At 71.2% G+C, this 15,391-nt stretch carries 14 protein-coding genes; 12 read left to right on the top strand and 2 right to left on the bottom strand.

Annotation, left to right across the window (positions count from 1 at the left end):
* Positions 1-11: 11 nt before the first annotated feature.
* Positions 12-806 carry a nucleotidyltransferase gene (locus tag ACFW22_RS23790; protein ID WP_386408067.1) on the top strand — a complete coding sequence of 265 codons (795 nt, stop codon included), beginning with the start codon at positions 12-14 and terminating at the stop codon, positions 804-806.
* Here the strand turns inward: ACFW22_RS23790 and ACFW22_RS23795 are convergent.
* Both ACFW22_RS23795 and ACFW22_RS23800 read right to left on the bottom strand, forming a co-directional pair.
* Positions 803-1,657 carry a phosphatidylinositol-specific phospholipase C gene (locus ACFW22_RS23795; protein WP_386408069.1) on the bottom strand — a complete coding sequence of 285 codons (855 nt, stop codon included), beginning with the start codon at positions 1,655-1,657 and terminating at the stop codon, positions 803-805. The two genes, ACFW22_RS23790 and ACFW22_RS23795, sit on opposite strands and share 4 nt — an antisense overlap.
* 121 nt (positions 1,658-1,778) lie before the next feature.
* Entirely contained in the window at positions 1,779-3,596 is a 1,818-nt protein-coding gene (locus ACFW22_RS23800) for a bifunctional metallophosphatase/5'-nucleotidase (protein WP_386408071.1), read from the bottom strand.
* A gap of 153 nt (positions 3,597-3,749) precedes the next feature.
* Between ACFW22_RS23800 and mshD the strand changes: the two genes are divergently transcribed.
* The 11 genes from mshD (at position 3,750) to pstB (ending at position 15,213) form a co-directional block, all read left to right on the top strand.
* The gene (mshD, locus tag ACFW22_RS23805; RefSeq protein ID WP_386408073.1) at positions 3,750-4,676 is read left to right on the top strand and encodes a mycothiol synthase; all 927 of its coding nucleotides are present in this window, start codon (positions 3,750-3,752) and stop codon (positions 4,674-4,676) included.
* A gap of 60 nt (positions 4,677-4,736) precedes the next feature.
* On the top strand, positions 4,737-5,156 hold the full coding sequence (locus ACFW22_RS23810; RefSeq protein ID WP_386408075.1) for a GntR family transcriptional regulator: 420 nt from the start codon (positions 4,737-4,739) through the stop codon (positions 5,154-5,156).
* The gene (locus ACFW22_RS23815; RefSeq protein WP_386408077.1) at positions 5,153-5,995 is read left to right on the top strand and encodes an ATP-binding cassette domain-containing protein; all 843 of its coding nucleotides are present in this window, start codon (positions 5,153-5,155) and stop codon (positions 5,993-5,995) included. Before ACFW22_RS23810 ends, ACFW22_RS23815 begins: the two co-directional genes overlap by 4 nt.
* Positions 5,992-6,969 carry an ABC transporter permease gene (locus ACFW22_RS23820; protein WP_386408079.1) on the top strand — a complete coding sequence of 326 codons (978 nt, stop codon included), beginning with the start codon at positions 5,992-5,994 and terminating at the stop codon, positions 6,967-6,969. Before ACFW22_RS23815 ends, ACFW22_RS23820 begins: the two co-directional genes overlap by 4 nt.
* Before the next feature lie 211 nt (positions 6,970-7,180).
* The gene (locus tag ACFW22_RS23825) at positions 7,181-9,436 is read left to right on the top strand and encodes an RNA degradosome polyphosphate kinase (RefSeq protein WP_386408081.1); all 2,256 of its coding nucleotides are present in this window, start codon (positions 7,181-7,183) and stop codon (positions 9,434-9,436) included.
* Positions 9,423-10,406, top strand: coding sequence for a CHAD domain-containing protein (locus ACFW22_RS23830; RefSeq protein ID WP_384878387.1), 984 nt, complete (start codon positions 9,423-9,425; stop codon positions 10,404-10,406). Before ACFW22_RS23825 ends, ACFW22_RS23830 begins: the two co-directional genes overlap by 14 nt.
* Positions 10,403-10,849, top strand: a complete 447-nt coding sequence (locus ACFW22_RS23835) for an NUDIX hydrolase (protein ID WP_386408084.1) — start codon at positions 10,403-10,405, stop codon at positions 10,847-10,849. Before ACFW22_RS23830 ends, ACFW22_RS23835 begins: the two co-directional genes overlap by 4 nt.
* A 265-nt stretch (positions 10,850-11,114) precedes the next feature.
* Positions 11,115-12,257, top strand: a complete 1,143-nt coding sequence (gene pstS, locus ACFW22_RS23840) for a phosphate ABC transporter substrate-binding protein PstS (protein ID WP_386408086.1) — start codon at positions 11,115-11,117, stop codon at positions 12,255-12,257.
* A 109-nt stretch (positions 12,258-12,366) separates the two neighbouring features.
* On the top strand, positions 12,367-13,341 hold the full coding sequence (gene pstC, locus ACFW22_RS23845) for a phosphate ABC transporter permease subunit PstC (RefSeq protein WP_386408088.1): 975 nt from the start codon (positions 12,367-12,369) through the stop codon (positions 13,339-13,341).
* On the top strand, positions 13,338-14,411 hold the full coding sequence (gene pstA / locus ACFW22_RS23850; RefSeq protein WP_386408090.1) for a phosphate ABC transporter permease PstA: 1,074 nt from the start codon (positions 13,338-13,340) through the stop codon (positions 14,409-14,411). The genes pstC and pstA overlap by 4 nt, the downstream gene beginning before the upstream one ends.
* Before the next feature lie 25 nt (positions 14,412-14,436).
* Entirely contained in the window at positions 14,437-15,213 is a 777-nt protein-coding gene (pstB, locus tag ACFW22_RS23855; protein WP_376487454.1) for a phosphate ABC transporter ATP-binding protein PstB, read from the top strand.
* Positions 15,214-15,391 lie beyond the last annotated feature (178 nt).

A 15,391-nucleotide genomic window follows, 5' to 3' on the forward strand; every position in this document is an offset into this window, starting at 1 on the left:
AGAGTGGCCCCGTGGACGATCACGGTCTGAACCCCGACGGAACGATCGCGCGCGAAGGCTCCCTGCAGCAGGTGCAGGCGGCGTTCGCGCCGGTCGTCGAGGCCGCGCGGGAACGGATCGCCGGAACGTTCGGCCCGGACCGGCTGCACGGCGCCTACCTGTACGGCAGCGTGCCCCGCGGCACGGCGGTCCCCGGCGTGTCCGACCTGGACGTCCAACTGGCCCTGCACCGGGAGCCCACCGAGGCGGACCGGGCCGACGCCCGGGCGGTCGAGGCCGCGCTCGACCGTGCGCTGCCCCAGATCGACGGCGTCGGGATCCTGCTGACCAGCACCGGCGTGCTGCTCAGCGAACTCGAACGGTACGACCTGGGCTTCTTCGTGGCCTGCCTGTGCACCCCGCTGTTCGGTCCGGACCTGGCCGAGCGGCTGCCCGGGTACCGCCCCACCTCCTTGCTCGCCCGGGAGACCAACGGCGACCTCGCCCTCCTGCTGCCCGGCTGGCGGGCCCGCGCCGCGCGGGGCGAGGACCCCGGACTGCTCGCCAGGAACGTCGGCCGCCGGCTCGTCCGCACGGGCTTCACCCTGGTGATGCCCCGGTGGGGCGGCTGGACCAGCGACCTGGACCGGTCGGCGGAGCTCTTCGCCCGCTCCTATCCGGAGCGGGCCGAACAGATGCGGCTGGCGGTGCGGGTGGGCCGGTCGGCGACCCCGGCACCGGGGGACCTGGACGTCCTCGTCGAGGGGCTGGCCCCTTGGCTGGCGGCCGAGTACACGGCCGTGCACGGGACGAAGACCCCGCGCTAGTTGTGCCGGAGGAGCGCCTCGACGAGTCCGGTCCGGGTCTGGGGGAAGTCCATGGGGACGATGCCCAGGCCGGTGCGCCCGGCCATCTCGGCGCCGTCCAGGAAGCCGTGGACCCAGGGGTTGAGCCGGTCGGAGTTCCAGCGCGGCGGCAGGTAGGCCGAGGTGCTGGTGAAGTTCACGTACAGCCGGCCGGGCTGCTGGACGGCCGCGCGGAAGTGGCCCTCGATCTTGCGGTACTTGGCGTCGGGCAGCGCCTGCCAGTCGTCCTGGATCGCGAAGACGGAGCCGTCGCCCCAGCGCAGCCCGGGCAGGCCGCCGTTGTCGGCGAGGAGCACCACCCGTCCGCGGGCCTCGCCGAGCAGGGGCAGCGCGTTCCCGATCCGGAAGAGGGGGCGCCATCCGCGCCGGTCGAGGTAGTCGTCGAAGACGGCGCGGAAGGTGGCGTCGGACTCTTCGGAGTACTCCTGCTTGACGCGCATGAGGACGGTCTCGGAAGGGTGGGCGGCGAGGAAGTCCCGGCAGGCGACGAGCACGTCCCCGAACATCATGTTCTGGTACGAGACCCCGTGGTGGATCGCGAAGGAGCCGTTGGTCACCCGGCAGCGCACGTCCAGGAACCGGACTCCGGCGTCCAACTGCTGGGCGATGCCGGTGTTCTGGCACTCGCTCCAGGGGCCGCCGTACCGGGCGCCCGAGTCGTGCGTGCCGGGGATGGTGAGCCGCCGCAGGTCGGTCCCGTCCCCGTGGCCCCCCATCCATCCCCGTACGTCCACGGCCGCGGCGCGGGGCGCCCCGACCAGCAGTGCGGCTCCGGCCCCGAGGGCCCCCACGAGCAAGCGTCGTCGGTCCATGACCCGGCACTATGGCAGGTCCACGACAACATCACCAGACCGTCGCGCCCCTCCGGACGCACGGGGAGGGGGCGGCGCACCGTCGCGGCGGCGCACCGCCCCCTCCCGGGGGCCCTACGGGTTACTGCACGACCGTGATCCGGTCCGCGGCCGGAACGCCGAGCGGGTCGGCGGCCGAGGAGTGGGCGTTCAGGTAGGCGTTGAAGAGGTCCAGGTCCGAGGCGCCGACCAGCTTGTTGGTGCCGGTGGCCAGGGCCGCGAAGCCGTCGCCGCCGCCCGCGAGGAACTCGTTCATCGCGACGCGGTAGCTCTTCGTCGGGTCGATCGGCTCACCGTTCAGCTCGATCGTGCCGTCGACGACGCGGTCCGCGCCCGTCTTCGTCATGTCGAGCGTGTAGGTGAGGCCCTTCGACACCTGGAGGATCTTGACCGAGTCCAGGTTCGAACCGCTGACCTGCTGCTTCAGCGCGGCGATCAGGTTCGCGCCGCTCAGGTCGACCACGTTCATCATGTTGGTGAAGGGCTGCACCGTGAAGGACTCGCCGTAGGTCACGACGCCGTCGCCCTCGGAACCGGAGGCCTTGTAGACCAGGTCGGAACGGATGCCGCCCGGGTTCATCAGGGCCAGCTGCGCGCCGCCCTTGTCCGCCGGGGCCAGGCCCTCCAACTGCGCGTCGGCGATCAGGTCGCCGAGCGGCTTCTCGTACGCCGTGGAGCCGCGGCCGTTGATGTCGGCGGCGATGAAGCCCTGCGGGCGGTTCGCGATCGGGGCCGCCAGGCCCTTCCAGTCCTCGATCAGCCGGGTGAGGTCGGTGGCCTTCGGCACGTCACGGCTGACCACGCGGTTCGCCGAGGCGACCGCGGTGCGGACGATGTCCTTGGTGCGGCGGTCGTAGGTCAGCGTGGTGTCGGTGTAGAGCTTGCCGTAGGAGGCCGCCGAGGTGACCAGGCGCGGCTTGCCCGCCGGGTCCGGGATGCTGCACACGTAGGCCTGGTGGGTGTGGCCGGTGACCAGCGCGTCGACCTGCGGCGAGACGTTCTTGGCGATGTCGACGATCGCGCCCGAGAGGCCCTCGCCGTCCCCGCCGCAGTCGTAGTTGTACGAGGACGAGGCCGGCCGGCCGCCCTCGTGCACCAGGGCGACGATGGACTTGACGCCCTTGCGCTCCAGGACCTTCGTGTACTTGTTGATCGTCTCGACCTCGTCGCCGAACTTCAGGCCCTTGACGCCCTCGGCGGTGACGATGTTCGGGGTGCCCTCCAGGGTCACTCCGATGAAGCCGATCCGGACGCCGTCCTTCTCCCAGATGAAGTACGGGTCCAGCAGCGGCTTGCCGGTCTTCTCCTTGGTCACGTTGGCCGCGAGGTAGGGGAAGTCGGCCCCGCGGAACCGCTTGCCCTCGACGGAGCAGCCCGCGGTCGGGTGGCAACCGCCGTTCTGCATGCGGGCGAGCTCGACCGCGCCCTCGTCGAACTCGTGGTTGCCGACCGAGGTGACGTCCAGGTCGAGCTTGTTGAGCGCCTCGATCGTCGGCTCGTCGTGGAACAGGCCCGACAGCAGCGGAGAGGCGCCGATCATGTCGCCGGCCGCCGCCGTGATGGAGTAGCGGTTGCCCTGGCGCGCCTGACGCAGGTGCGTCGCCAGGTACTCGACGCCGCCCGCGTCGATCGTCTCGGTGGTCCCGTCCTCCTTGGTCCGGGTCACCCGCCCGGAGGAGCCGGCCGGCGGCTCCAGGTTGCCGTGCAGGTCGTTGAAGGACAGCAGCTGAACGTCGACCATCCGCCCCCAGCCCTTGCCGTTCCCGTGCCCGGAGGTCACCGCACCCCCGGCCGCCCCGGCCGACGGCATCGCGGCGACGAGCGCGCCGACCGTCGCAAGCCCGGCCCCTGCGGCGAGAATTCGCCGTGCAGTCTTGTTCTTCCTCGGTGTCGCTGCCATCTCTCCCACTCGTCCCCTTGCCCCGTTTCAGGCCATGACCTAGATCCCCCGTTGCGCGTGCAGCCTAGAGTCAACGCGCGTAGCGCAACAGGGGGTGGCCGGTTACAAGACAGTTGCCAATGGCTGACGAAGTGTCGCCGTAGGCTCGTCACCATGACTTCCGACGCGGCGCCGGCCCTCGAACCGGGACGGCAGATCCACACGTACGACGAGCTCACGCCCGAGCAGATCCAGGACGTCCTGTCCCTCCTCGAAGCCTCCGACCAGGCCGACGGCCTGCACGCCGTGTCCGAGCAGGGGCGGCTCTACCTGCGCCACGGCAGGCGCGAGGGGGTCCGGCACTTCCTCCTCACCGTCGGCTCCCACCTCTACGGCTACGCCCAACTGGAGGAGACCGACCCGATCGAGGCGCCGGCCGCCGAGCTGGTCGTCCACCCCTCCCACCGGGGCCGCGGCCACGGCCGGGCGCTCGGCACCGCCCTGCTCGACGCCTCCGGCAAGCGGCTGCGCGTCTGGGCGCACGGCGGCAAGCCCGCCGCCCGGCACCTCGCCCAGGTGCTCGGCCTGACGCTCTTCCGCGAACTGCGCCAGTTGCGCAGGCCGCTGGTGCCGCTGGACGTGCCGGAACCGGTGTTCCCCGAGGGCGTCACCGTCCGCACCTTCGTCCCCGGCGCGGACGACGCGGCCTGGCTGTCCGCGAACGCCGCCGCCTTCGCCCACCACCCGGAGCAGGGCTCGCTCGCCCAACGGGACCTGGACGACCGGATGGCCGAACCCTGGTTCGACGCCAAGGGCTTCTTCCTCGCGGAGAAGGACGGCCGGCTGGTCGGCTTCCACTGGACGAAGACCCACGCCGAGGAGCAGCTCGGCGAGGTGTACGTGGTCGGCGTCCTGCCCGACGCCCAGGGGGGCGGCCTCGGCAAGGCGCTGACGGCCACGGGGCTGCGGCACCTGGCGGCGCAGGGGCTGCCGACCGCGATGCTGTACGTCGACGCCGACAACACGGCGGCGGTGCGGGTCTACGAGGGAATGGGCTTCACCACGCACGAGGTGGACCTGATGTACCGCACGGAGTCCTGAACCTCCGGACACCAGGGGGCGGTTGACACCGCCCCCTGTTTTCCACCACCCTTTCACTACTTGATTAGTGAAAGGGTGGTGGAAGGGATCGTGGTCGAGTACCGCATCGACCGGCGCAGCGGCGTCGCCACCTACCTCCAGATCGTCCACCAGACGAAGCAGGCCCTCCGCATGGGCCTCCTGGAGCCAGGCGACCGACTGCCCACCGCACGCGAGGTCGTCGAAGCGACGGCCATCAACCCCAACACGGTCCTCAAGGCCTACCGCGAACTCGAACGCGAAGGCCTCGTCGAGGCCCGCCGCGGCCTCGGCACCTTCGTCCGCACCACGCTCGGCACCGCCCCCGCCGACTCGCCCCTCCGCGGCGAACTCGCCGACTGGGCACGCCGGGCACGCGCCGCCGGACTGGAGAAGGACGACGTGGCCGCGCTCTTCACATCCGTACTGAAGGACCACTTCGAGGGGGACGACGACCGATGACCGAGCCCACCGCCCTGGAGGCCCGCCTCCTGGGCAAGCGATACCGGGGAAGGGGACGCGGCTGGGCCCTGCGGGAGTGCGACTTCGCCCTCCCCGCCGGCCGGATCTGCGCCCTCGTCGGCCCCAACGGCGCCGGCAAGTCCACCCTCCTCGCCCTCGCCGCCGGCCTCCTCCGCCCCACCGAGGGCACCATCGACGCCCCCGCCCGCGAGCACCTGGCCTACGTCGCCCAGGACAAGCCGCTCCACCCCCGGCTCAGCGTCGCCGACACCCTGCGCATGGGCCGCGAGCTCAACCCGGGCCGCTGGGACGACGCCCTCGCCCGACGGGTCGTCGAAGGCGGCGGCTTCTCCTCCGACGCCCTCGTCCGCACCCTCTCCGGCGGCCAGCGCACCCGGGTCGCCCTCGCGCTCGCCCTCGGCAAGCGGTCCGAACTGCTGCTCCTGGACGAGCCCATGGCCGACCTCGACCCGCTCGCCCGGCACCAACTGATGGGCCTGCTCATGGCCGAGGCGGCCGAACGCGGCACCACCGTCGTCCTGTCCTCCCACATCCTCACCGAGCTGGAAGGCTCCTGCGACCACCTCCTCCTGCTCCACGGCGGCACGATCCGCCTCGACGGCCCCGTCGACGAACTCCTCGCCGCGCACACCCTGCTCACCGGCCCGATCGGCGACCTCGCCCCGCACACCGTCGTCGAGTCCCGGACCACGGGCCGTCAGCTCACCGCCCTGATACGCCACCGGGGCCCGGTCGAAGGCCCCTGGGACACCCGGGAACCCTCCCTGGAGGACCTCCTCCTCGCCCACCTCCGCACCACCGAAGGAGCCCCGGCATGAGCGGCCTCGCCCTGAAGGGCGCCTCCTGGCTGACGGTCCGCCAGTACCGCCGGACGCTCTGGCTGACCGCGGCGGTCGTCGCCCTGTCCTTCCTGGTCGTCGCCGGGCTGCGGCTGTGGGACGCGCAGACCCCCGACTCGCTCACGGCGGACGGGATGCGGGTCCCCGCGAACGACACCGGCCACGCACTGCTCAGGGAGGCCATGCTGCAGGGCGTGGTGGGCATGCTCCTGCTGCCGCTGCTCGTCGGCGCCTTCGTCGCGGGCCCGCTCATCGCCCGGGAGTTCGAGTCGGGGACGCACAAGCTCTCCCTCACCCAGTCCCTGAGCCCGACCGCCTGGCTCCGCGCCAAGCTCCTGGTCACGACCGCCGCCGCCCTCCTCGCCACCCTCGCCCTCATGGGCGTCTTCCGGATCGGCTGGGACCGCGTCTCCGGCACGTGGAACCTCACCTGGGCCGAGCGCGGCCCCTACGAGAGCAGCGGCGTCGTCCTCGTCGCGTACGTCCTCGCCGCCGTCGCCGTCGGCGCCCTCATCGGACTGCTCGTCCGGCGCACCCTGGTCGCCATGGCGACCACCGGCCTGGTCCTGGGCGCCCTCCAGCTCGTCCTCGGGGCGCTGCGCTGGTCCTTCCTCCCGGTGGAGACGTACGTCAAGAACGGGCCCGCCTCCGGGCTCCCGGACGACGCCTTCCTGGTCCACACCGGCATGCTCACCCGCGACGGCAGCCGCTTCGACCCGGTGACCTGCTGGCGAGAGGCCGCCGACACCACCAGGAACGTCGACGTCCCCGACCTCTGGATCAAGACCTACGACGGCTGCCTCGCGCGCCACGACGTCGTCGGCGAGTTCGTCGACTACCACCCCCGGTCCCACTTCTGGCCGACCCAGCTGATCGAGAGCGGCATCGTGCTCGCCCTCGCCGGCCTCGCGCTGTACGCCGCCTTCCGCGTGCTGCGGGCCCGACACCCGTAGGAGGACACGCGTAGACATATCGGGGGCGGGGCCCGCACACGGCCCCGCCCCCGATTCCCCGACGACATGTCGTCGTTACCGGCCATTCAGAAGCGCTTGCGACGCTCACGCAATGAAGCGCTCCGTGTCCGCCCTCCCGAAAGGGAGACTTCCTTCCCTCACGGCCCGCTCCGACGCGCCCGACCACCCCTTCGCGCGGAAGAATGGGGCCATGAGCCAGCAGCCCGCCGAGGTCCCGGTCCAGTCCTCCGCCACCTCGTCCGCCCCGTCGTCCGCCGCGCCGTCCCTCGGCTCCATCACCGCGCACCGCGCGCACGTGGTGAACGGAGCCGTCGTCACCGAGATCGAAGCCGACCTGGACGCCGATCCCGACACCTACGAGGACGACGGTGCACTCGGCGAGGACCTGCCCCAGGGACGCTTCCTCGACCGGGAGCGCAGCTGGCTCGCCTTCAACGAGCGCGTCCTCGAACTCGCCGAGGACCCCACCACGCCCCTCCTCGAACGGGCGAACTTCCTGGCGATCTTCGCCTCGAACCTCGACGAGTTCTTCATGGTCCGCGTGGCCGGCCTGAAGCGCCGCATCGCCACCGGCGTCGCCACCCGCTCCGCCTCCGGCCTGCAGCCCCGCGAGGTCCTCGACCTCATCTGGACCCGCTCACGGGAGCTCATGGCCCGGCATGCCGCCTGCTACCAGCAGGACGTGGCCCCGGCCCTGGCCGACGAGGGCATCCACCTCATACGCTGGCCCGAGCTCACCGAGAAGGAGCAGGCACGGCTCTTCACGCTCTTCCGGCAGCAGATCTTCCCGGTCCTCACCCCCCTGGCGGTGGACCCGGCGCACCCCTTCCCGTACATCTCCGGCCTCAGCCTCAACCTCGCCGTGGTGGTGCGCAATCCGGTCAGCGGCCACCGCCACTTCGCGCGCGTCAAGGTGCCGCCGCTGCTCTCCCGCTTCCTGGAGGCCTCCCCGCAGCGGTACGTGCCCCTGGAAGACGTCATCGCGGCCCACCTGGAAGAGCTGTTCCCCGGCATGGAGGTGCTCGCGCACCACATGTTCCGGGTCACCAGGAACGAGGACCTGGAGGTCGAGGAGGACGACACCGAGAACCTGCTCCAGGCCCTGGAGAAGGAGCTCATGCGGCGCCGCTTCGGCCCGCCGGTGCGCCTGGAGGTCGAGGAGTCCATCGACCCCTACGTCCTGGACCTGCTGGTGCGCGAGCTGAAGGTCTCCGACGCCGAGGTGTACCCGCTGCCCGGCCCGCTCGACCTCACCGGACTCTTCGGGATCGCCGGGCAGGACCGGCCCGAGCTGAAGTACCCGAAGTTCGTCGCCGGCACCCACCGCGACCTCGCGGAGGTCGAGTCGGCGTCCGCGCCCGACGTCTTCGCCGCGCTGCGCGAGCGGGACGTGCTCCTGCACCACCCGTACGACTCCTTCTCGACGTCCGTGCAGGCCTTCCTGGAGCAGGCGGCGGCCGACCCGGACGTCCTCGCCATCAAGCAGACCCTGTACCGCACCTCCGGCGACTCCCCCATAGTCGACGCCCTCATCGACGCCGCCGAGTCCGGCAAGCAGGTCCTCGTCCTCGTCGAGATCAAGGCCCGCTTCGACGAACAGGCCAACATCAAGTGGGCGCGGAAGCTGGAGGAGTCCGGCTGCCACGTCGTCTACGGCCTCGTCGGCCTCAAGACCCACTGCAAGCTGTCGCTCGTCGTGCGACAGGAGGGCGAACTGCTCCGCCGCTACTCGCACGTCGGCACCGGCAACTACCACCCGAAGACCGCCCGGCTCTACGAGGACCTCGGCCTGCTCACCGCCGACCCGCAGGTCGGCGCGGACCTCTCCGACCTCTTCAACCGGCTCTCCGGCTACTCCCGCCGCGAGACCTACCGGCGCCTGCTCACCGCCCCCAAGTCCCTGCGGGACGGGCTGGTCTCCCGGATCACCAAGGAGATCGCGCACCACCGCGCCGGGCGACCCGCGTACGTCCGGATCAAGGTCAACTCGATGGTCGACGAGGCCGTCATCGACGCCTGCTACCAGGCGTCGCGGGCCGGCGTCCCCGTCGACATCTGGGTCCGCGGCATCTGCGCCGTACGCCCCGGAGTCACCGGCCTCTCGGAGAACATCCGGGTCCGCTCGGTCCTCGGGCGCTTCCTCGAACACTCCCGGATCTTCGCCTTCGGCAACGGCGGCGAACCCGAGGTCTGGCTCGGCAGCGCCGACATGATGCACCGCAACCTGGACCGCCGGATCGAGGCCCTGGTGAGGGTCTCCGACCCCGCGCACCGGGCCGCACTCACCCGGCTCCTGGAGACCGGGATGTCCGACACCACCTCCTCCTGGCACCTGGGCCCCGACGGGAACTGGACGCGACACGCGACCGACCCCGAGGGCCGCCCCCTACGGCACGTCCAGGAGATGCTCATCGACGCGCGGAGGCGCCGGCGTGCACAACCCTGACCACTCCCAGGACGTCACGGCGGGCGAGGTCCTGGCCCCCTATCTGCACGCCCGGGCCGCGGACTTCCTCCGCGGCCTGCGCCTGCACGGCGAGAGCGGCTCCGACACGGCCGGGGCGGAGGAGGCCGCACGGACACTACGGGGCGCGGCCCGCCGGATCGGCGGCACCCTCCACACCTTCCGGCCGCTGCTCGACCCCGCCTGGGCCGACCACCTGCGCACCGAGCTCGCCTGGCTCTCCGGCACCCTGGCCCTGGAGCACGCCTGCACCTCCCGTCTCGTCCGACTGGTGGACGCACTGTCCCGCCTGTCGAACGGCAGCGGGCCGGTGCCGGCGGCCCGGGGCTCGGAGAGCAACGGACTCGCCGTCGGCGCCGCCCGGGCCTGCGCCCTCCTCGAACGCCAGCTGACCCTGGCCAGGACGCGCGCCCACTCGGCCTCCCTGCAGGCCCTCGGCTCCGCGCGCTTCCACGCCGTCGCCGACGCCGTCGCCCTCCTCGCCTCCGAGGTGCCGCTCGGCCCCGTCGGAGAAGCCCCGGCCGTCGAGGTGCTGGACGGCCCCGCCGAGCTCGCCGAACGGCGCCTCCTCGACGCGGTCGCCGCCCTTCCGCTGACCCGGGCGGCCCACCCGTACAACGCCGACGCCCTCGGCCTGGCCGCCGGCGAGTCCCAGGACGCGCCCTGGCACCAGACCCGCCTGCTGCTGCGGCTGCACCGGTACGCCACCGAGGCGCTGCACACCGACAACGACCCGCACTCCGTCCTGTACGAGGCCGCCCGCGCCCTGGACCGGCACCGCGACGCCGCCGAGGCCGCGACGGCCGCCGCCACCGCCGCCCGCACCCCGCGCATCGCCCCGGCGACCGCGTACGCCCTCGGCGTCCTCCACGCCGACCAGCGCCACGAGGTCGAGGCCGCCCGCTTCGCCTTCCAGCGCGCCTGGCGGAGCACGACGGCCCCGGTCCCGTGACCGACGACCGGGGTCCGATCCTGGCGGCGGGCTGCGTCCTGTGGCGGCCGGCGGTTTCCGGCCACGGCATCGAGATCGCCCTGGTCTTCCGGCCGAAGTGGACGGACTGGTCCCATCCGAAGGGCAAGCTGAAGCGCGGCGAGGACGCCCGGTCGGGGGCGACCCGGGAGGTCCTCGAGGAAACCGGCATGACCTGCACCCCGGGCGTCGAGCTGCCCACCGTGCACTACCGGGTGCAGGGCCGCCCCAAGGAGGTCCGGTACTGGGCGGCCGAGGCCACCGGAGGCTCCTTCGCGCCGAACCGCGAGGTGACGCGCTTGCTCTGGCTCCCCCCGGAAGCCGCACGGTCCCGACTCACCCAGGACAGGGACAAGGAACTGGTCGACGCCCTCCTCGGGGCCCACGGATCCCGACGTGCCGCCCCCGGCGCCACCACGAGCTGAGCGGACCCCCACGGGTCAGGGCGGTGCACCCGGGCCTCACGGGCACGACACCTGCCGTCCGCCTCCCCATCGATCGCACCCGGGCTTCCGGCACGATTCACCTCCCGTTCACCCTCCTCCGTCGACGGCTTCACCTGTTCTGCCTAATTTCGGCCTTACACGGTGCACGGAGCACAGCGATGCACCCACCAACCGACAGCACCGCCGTAGAACGTTCAGGACACTCGGTCCGCGACAAGGCGGCTTCTGGAAGGAACACCCGAAAGTGAAGCTTTCGCGCAAGAACGGGCTTCGCGCCTCCGCGATCGGTGCCCTCGTCGTCTCCGGCGCGCTCGTCCTCTCGGCGTGCGGCTCGGACGACAACACGGAGACCCCGGCCAAGGAGGGCGGCGCCACGACCTCCGCCGCCGCGTCGAGCATCGCGTGCGACGGCGCCAAGGGCCAGCTCCTCGCCGCCGGCTCCAGCGCGCAGAAGAACGCGATGGACCTCTGGGTCAAGAACTTCCAGGCCGCGTGCTCCGGCGTCGAGGTCAACTACCAGGCCATCGGTTCCGGCGGCGGCATCACCAAGTTCAACCAGGGCCAGGTCACCTTCGCGGGCTCCGACTCCGCCCTCAAGGACGAAGAGGTCGCCGAGTCCCAGAAGATCTGCACCGGCGGCAAGGGCATCAACCTGCCGATGGTCGGCGGTCCCATCGCCATCGGCTACAAGCTGGACGGCGTGGACAACCTCGTCCTGGACGCCCCCACCATCGCCAAGATCTTCGACACGAAGATCACCAAGTGGAACGACCCGGCGATCGCCAAGCTGAACCCGGGCACCAAGCTCCCCGACACCACCATCCAGGCCTTCCACCGCTCGGACGAGTCCGGCACCACCCAGAACTTCGGCAAGTACCTGTCGACCGCCGCTCCGGCCGACTGGAAGTACGACCCGAAGACGAAGTCGTGGCCCGCCCCCGGCGGCCAGGCCGCCAACGGCTCCTCCGGTGTCGCCACCGCGGTCAAGGACGCCGTCGGCTCCATCGGCTACTTCGAGCTCTCCTACGCGACGGCCAACAAGATCGACACGGTCAGCATCAACACCGGCGCCTCCGCCCCGGTCGCCGCGACCACGGAGAACGCCTCCAAGGCCATCGGCGCCGCCAAGATCAAGGGCACCGGCGACGACCTGGCTCTCTCCCTCGACTACGCCACCAAGGCCGAGGGCGCCTACCCGATCGTCCTGGTGACCTACGAGATCGCCTGCGACAAGGGCAACAAGGCGGAGAACCTGCCGACCCTGAAGGCGTTCCTCAACTACACCGTCAGCGAGGAGGGCCAGAAGGTCCTCTCCGACGCCGGTTACGCCCCGCTCCCGGCCGAGATCGCGACCAAGGTCCGCGAGATCGTCCCCACCCTGTCCTGACCCCTGCCGGGTCCGGTCCCTCCCCTGACGGGAGGGACCGGGCCGGCATCCGGTGCACCGCCGCCAGGGGCCCGTACATCCGTATCGGCCCCGCAGACCGGAGAATCAGATGGCTACCACCTCACCCGACATACAGAGGAGCCGGCGCGCCAAGAGCGCGTCCCGCCCCGGGGACCGCATCTTCAGCGGTCTGTCCCGAGGCTCCGGCATCACCCTCCTCGTGATCATGGCCGCGATCGCGGTCTTCCTCACCTACCGCGCCGTCCTCGCCATCTCGCAGGACAGCACCAACTTCTTCACCACCTTCGAGTGGAACCCGGCCGGGAAGCCGCCGGTCTTCGGCATCGCCGTCCTGGCCTACGGCACGATCGTGTCCTCGGTGATCGCGATGCTCATCGCGGTGCCCGTCGCGATCGGCATCGCCCTCTTCATCTCGCACTACGCCCCCCGCAAGCTGGCCAAGCCGCTCGCGTACGTGGTCGACCTGCTCGCAGCGGTGCCCAGCATCATCTACGGCCTCTGGGGCGCGATCTTCCTCGTCCCCTACCTGGGCGGCCTCAACAAGTGGCTCGACCAGTACATGGGCTGGACGTACGTCTTCGACAAGTCCAGCGAGGGCGTCGCCCGCAACATGTTCACCGTCGGCATCCTGCTGGCGATCATGATCCTCCCGATCATCACCAACGTGACCCGCGAGGTCTTCCTCCAGGTCCCGCGGATGCACGAAGAGGCCGCGCTCGCCCTCGGCGCCACGCGCTGGGAGGTCATCCGCATGTCGGTGCTGCCCTTCGGCCGCTCCGGCATCATCTCCGCCTCCATGCTGGGCCTCGGCCGCGCGCTCGGCGAGACGATGGCCGTCGCCGTCGTCCTCTCCCCCAGCTTCGTCCTCTCGGGCCACATCCTCGACCCGGGCGGCGGCACCTTCGCCCAGAACATCGCCGCCAAGTTCAACGAGGCCAACGAGTACGGCCGTGACGCGCTGATCGCCTCCGGCCTCGTCCTCTTCGTCATCACCCTGCTGGTCAACGGCGCCGCCCGGTGGATCATCGGTCGCCGCAAGGAGTACTCGGGGGCCGCGGCATGAGCCACGCCATACAGGAACGTCCGGTCACGGCGGCCCCGCGCCGCGGGTCCCTCGCGCACGCCCGCCTCCCCCGCTGGGCCCCGGCCGCCATCGCCGGAGGCTCGATCGCCGCGGGCATCGGCATCGGCGCCGCCGCCGGTTGGCAGAGCAAGGTCCAGTGGGGCCTGGTCTCCGCGCTGCTGTTCGTCCTCGTCACCTTCGCCCTGACCACCAAGGTCGAAGGCAGCCGCCAGGCCAAGGACCGCGTCGCCACCAGCGTCGTCTGGGTGTGCTTCGTCCTCGCCGTCGTCCCGCTGCTCTCCCTCGCCTGGGTCACCCTCAGCAAGGGCCTCGAAGTCCTCGACGGCTACTTCCTCACCCACTCGATGAACGGCGTCCTCGACGCCGAAGCCGGCGGCGGGCTCTACCACGCACTGCTCGGCACCATCGAGCAGGTCGCCATCGCGACCCTGATCGCCGCGCCGATCGGCCTCCTCACCGCCGTCTACCTGGTCGAGTACGGCGGCGGCAAGCTGGCCCAGGCCGTCACCTTCTTCGTCGACGTCATGACGGGCATCCCGTCGATCGTCGCCGGCCTCTTCATCCTCGCCACCTGGAACCTGATGCTGGGCTTCGGCCCCTCCGGTTTCGCCGGCGCGATGGCCCTCGCCATCCTGATGATGCCGGTCGTGGTCCGCTCCACCGAGGAGATGCTCAAGCTCGTCCCGAACGAGCTCCGCGAGGCCTCCCTCGCCCTCGGCATCCCCAAGTGGCGCACCATCCTGAAGGTGGTCCTGCCCACCGCGATCGGCGGCATCACCACGGGCGTCATGCTCGCGATCGCCCGCATCACCGGTGAGACGGCCCCGGTCCTGCTCCTCGTGTTCGGTACGAAGCTCATCAACCCGAACCCCTTCGAAGGCGCCCAGTCCTCCCTGCCGCTCTACGTGTACGAGCAGTACGCGGTCGGCACCGACGCCGCCGTGGCCCGCGCCTGGGCCGCCGCGCTCGTCCTGATCGCCTTCGTCATGATCCTCAACCTGGTGGCCCGCGGCATCGCCCGCTGGAAGGCCCCGAAGACCGGCCGCTGACCGCGGTAAATTGGAAGTGATTCACATGGCCAAGCGAATCGACGTCAGCGGCCTCTCCGCCTACTACGGCGCCCACAAGGCGATCGACGACATCTCGATGACCGTCGAGCCGCGCTCGGTGACCGCCTTCATCGGCCCCTCCGGCTGCGGCAAGTCCACCTTCCTGCGCACCCTGAACCGAATGCACGAGGTCACCCCCGGTGGCCGCGTCGAGGGCAAGGTGATGCTGGACGACGAGAACCTGTACGGAACGAACGTCGACCCGGTCGCCGTGCGCCGCACCGTGGGCATGGTCTTCCAGCGTCCGAACCCCTTCCCCACCATGTCGATCTTCGACAACGTGGCGGCGGGCCTGCGCCTCAACGGCAGCTACAAGAAGTCCCAGCTGAACGACATCGTCGAGCGGTCCCTCAAGGGCGCCAACCTCTGGAACGAGGTCAAGGACCGCCTCAACAAGCCGGGCTCCGGCCTCTCCGGCGGTCAGCAGCAGCGCCTGTGCATCGCGCGGGCCATCGCCGTCGAGCCGGACGTCCTGCTGATGGACGAGCCCTGCTCCGCCCTCGACCCGATCTCCACCCTGGCCATCGAGGACCTCATCGGCGAGCTGAAGGAGCGCTTCACGATCGTCATCGTGACGCACAACATGCAGCAGGCCGCCCGCGTCTCGGACCGCACGGCCTTCTTCAACCTGGCGGCCGTCGGCCAGCCCGGCAAGCTGATCGAGCTGGACGACACCGAGCGCATCTTCTCCAACCCGAGCGTCCAGGCGACCGAGGACTACATCTCCGGCCGCTTCGGATAAAGACCGTCCTGCGGTGCTGCATGGCGGTGCCACCGCACGACGAAGGGCCCGGCTCCCCCCACGGGGGAGCCGGGCCCGATCACGTTCGCCCCGCCCCCGTCCGAACAACCGCCCCGCAGGGGGCGGAGCAAGAGCGGAGGGCGGAAAAGGGGAGGGGGCTCGGGTGCGGAGGCCGCCC

Origin of the sequence: Streptomyces sp. NPDC058872 (genome assembly GCF_042743065.1) — a bacterium.
Taxonomy (GTDB): Bacteria; Actinomycetota; Actinomycetes; order Streptomycetales; family Streptomycetaceae; genus Streptomyces.

Excerpts from the sequence above, each read along its gene's own strand:
- ACFW22_RS23800 (WP_386408071.1), bottom strand. The coding sequence starts at position 3,596 with ATGGCAGCGACACCGAGGAAGAACAAGACTGCACGGCGAATTCTCGCC.
- pstB (WP_376487454.1), top strand. The coding sequence starts at position 14,437 with ATGGCCAAGCGAATCGACGTCAGCGGCCTCTCCGCCTACTACGGCGCC.
- ACFW22_RS23815 (WP_386408077.1), top strand. The coding sequence starts at position 5,153 with ATGACCGAGCCCACCGCCCTGGAGGCCCGCCTCCTGGGCAAGCGATAC.
- ACFW22_RS23825 (WP_386408081.1), top strand. The coding sequence starts at position 7,181 with ATGAGCCAGCAGCCCGCCGAGGTCCCGGTCCAGTCCTCCGCCACCTCG.
- ACFW22_RS23795 (WP_386408069.1), bottom strand. The coding sequence starts at position 1,657 with ATGGACCGACGACGCTTGCTCGTGGGGGCCCTCGGGGCCGGAGCCGCA.
- ACFW22_RS23820 (WP_386408079.1), top strand. The coding sequence starts at position 5,992 with ATGAGCGGCCTCGCCCTGAAGGGCGCCTCCTGGCTGACGGTCCGCCAG.
- mshD (WP_386408073.1), top strand. The coding sequence starts at position 3,750 with ATGACTTCCGACGCGGCGCCGGCCCTCGAACCGGGACGGCAGATCCAC.
- pstA (WP_386408090.1), top strand. The coding sequence starts at position 13,338 with ATGAGCCACGCCATACAGGAACGTCCGGTCACGGCGGCCCCGCGCCGC.
- pstC (WP_386408088.1), top strand. The coding sequence starts at position 12,367 with ATGGCTACCACCTCACCCGACATACAGAGGAGCCGGCGCGCCAAGAGC.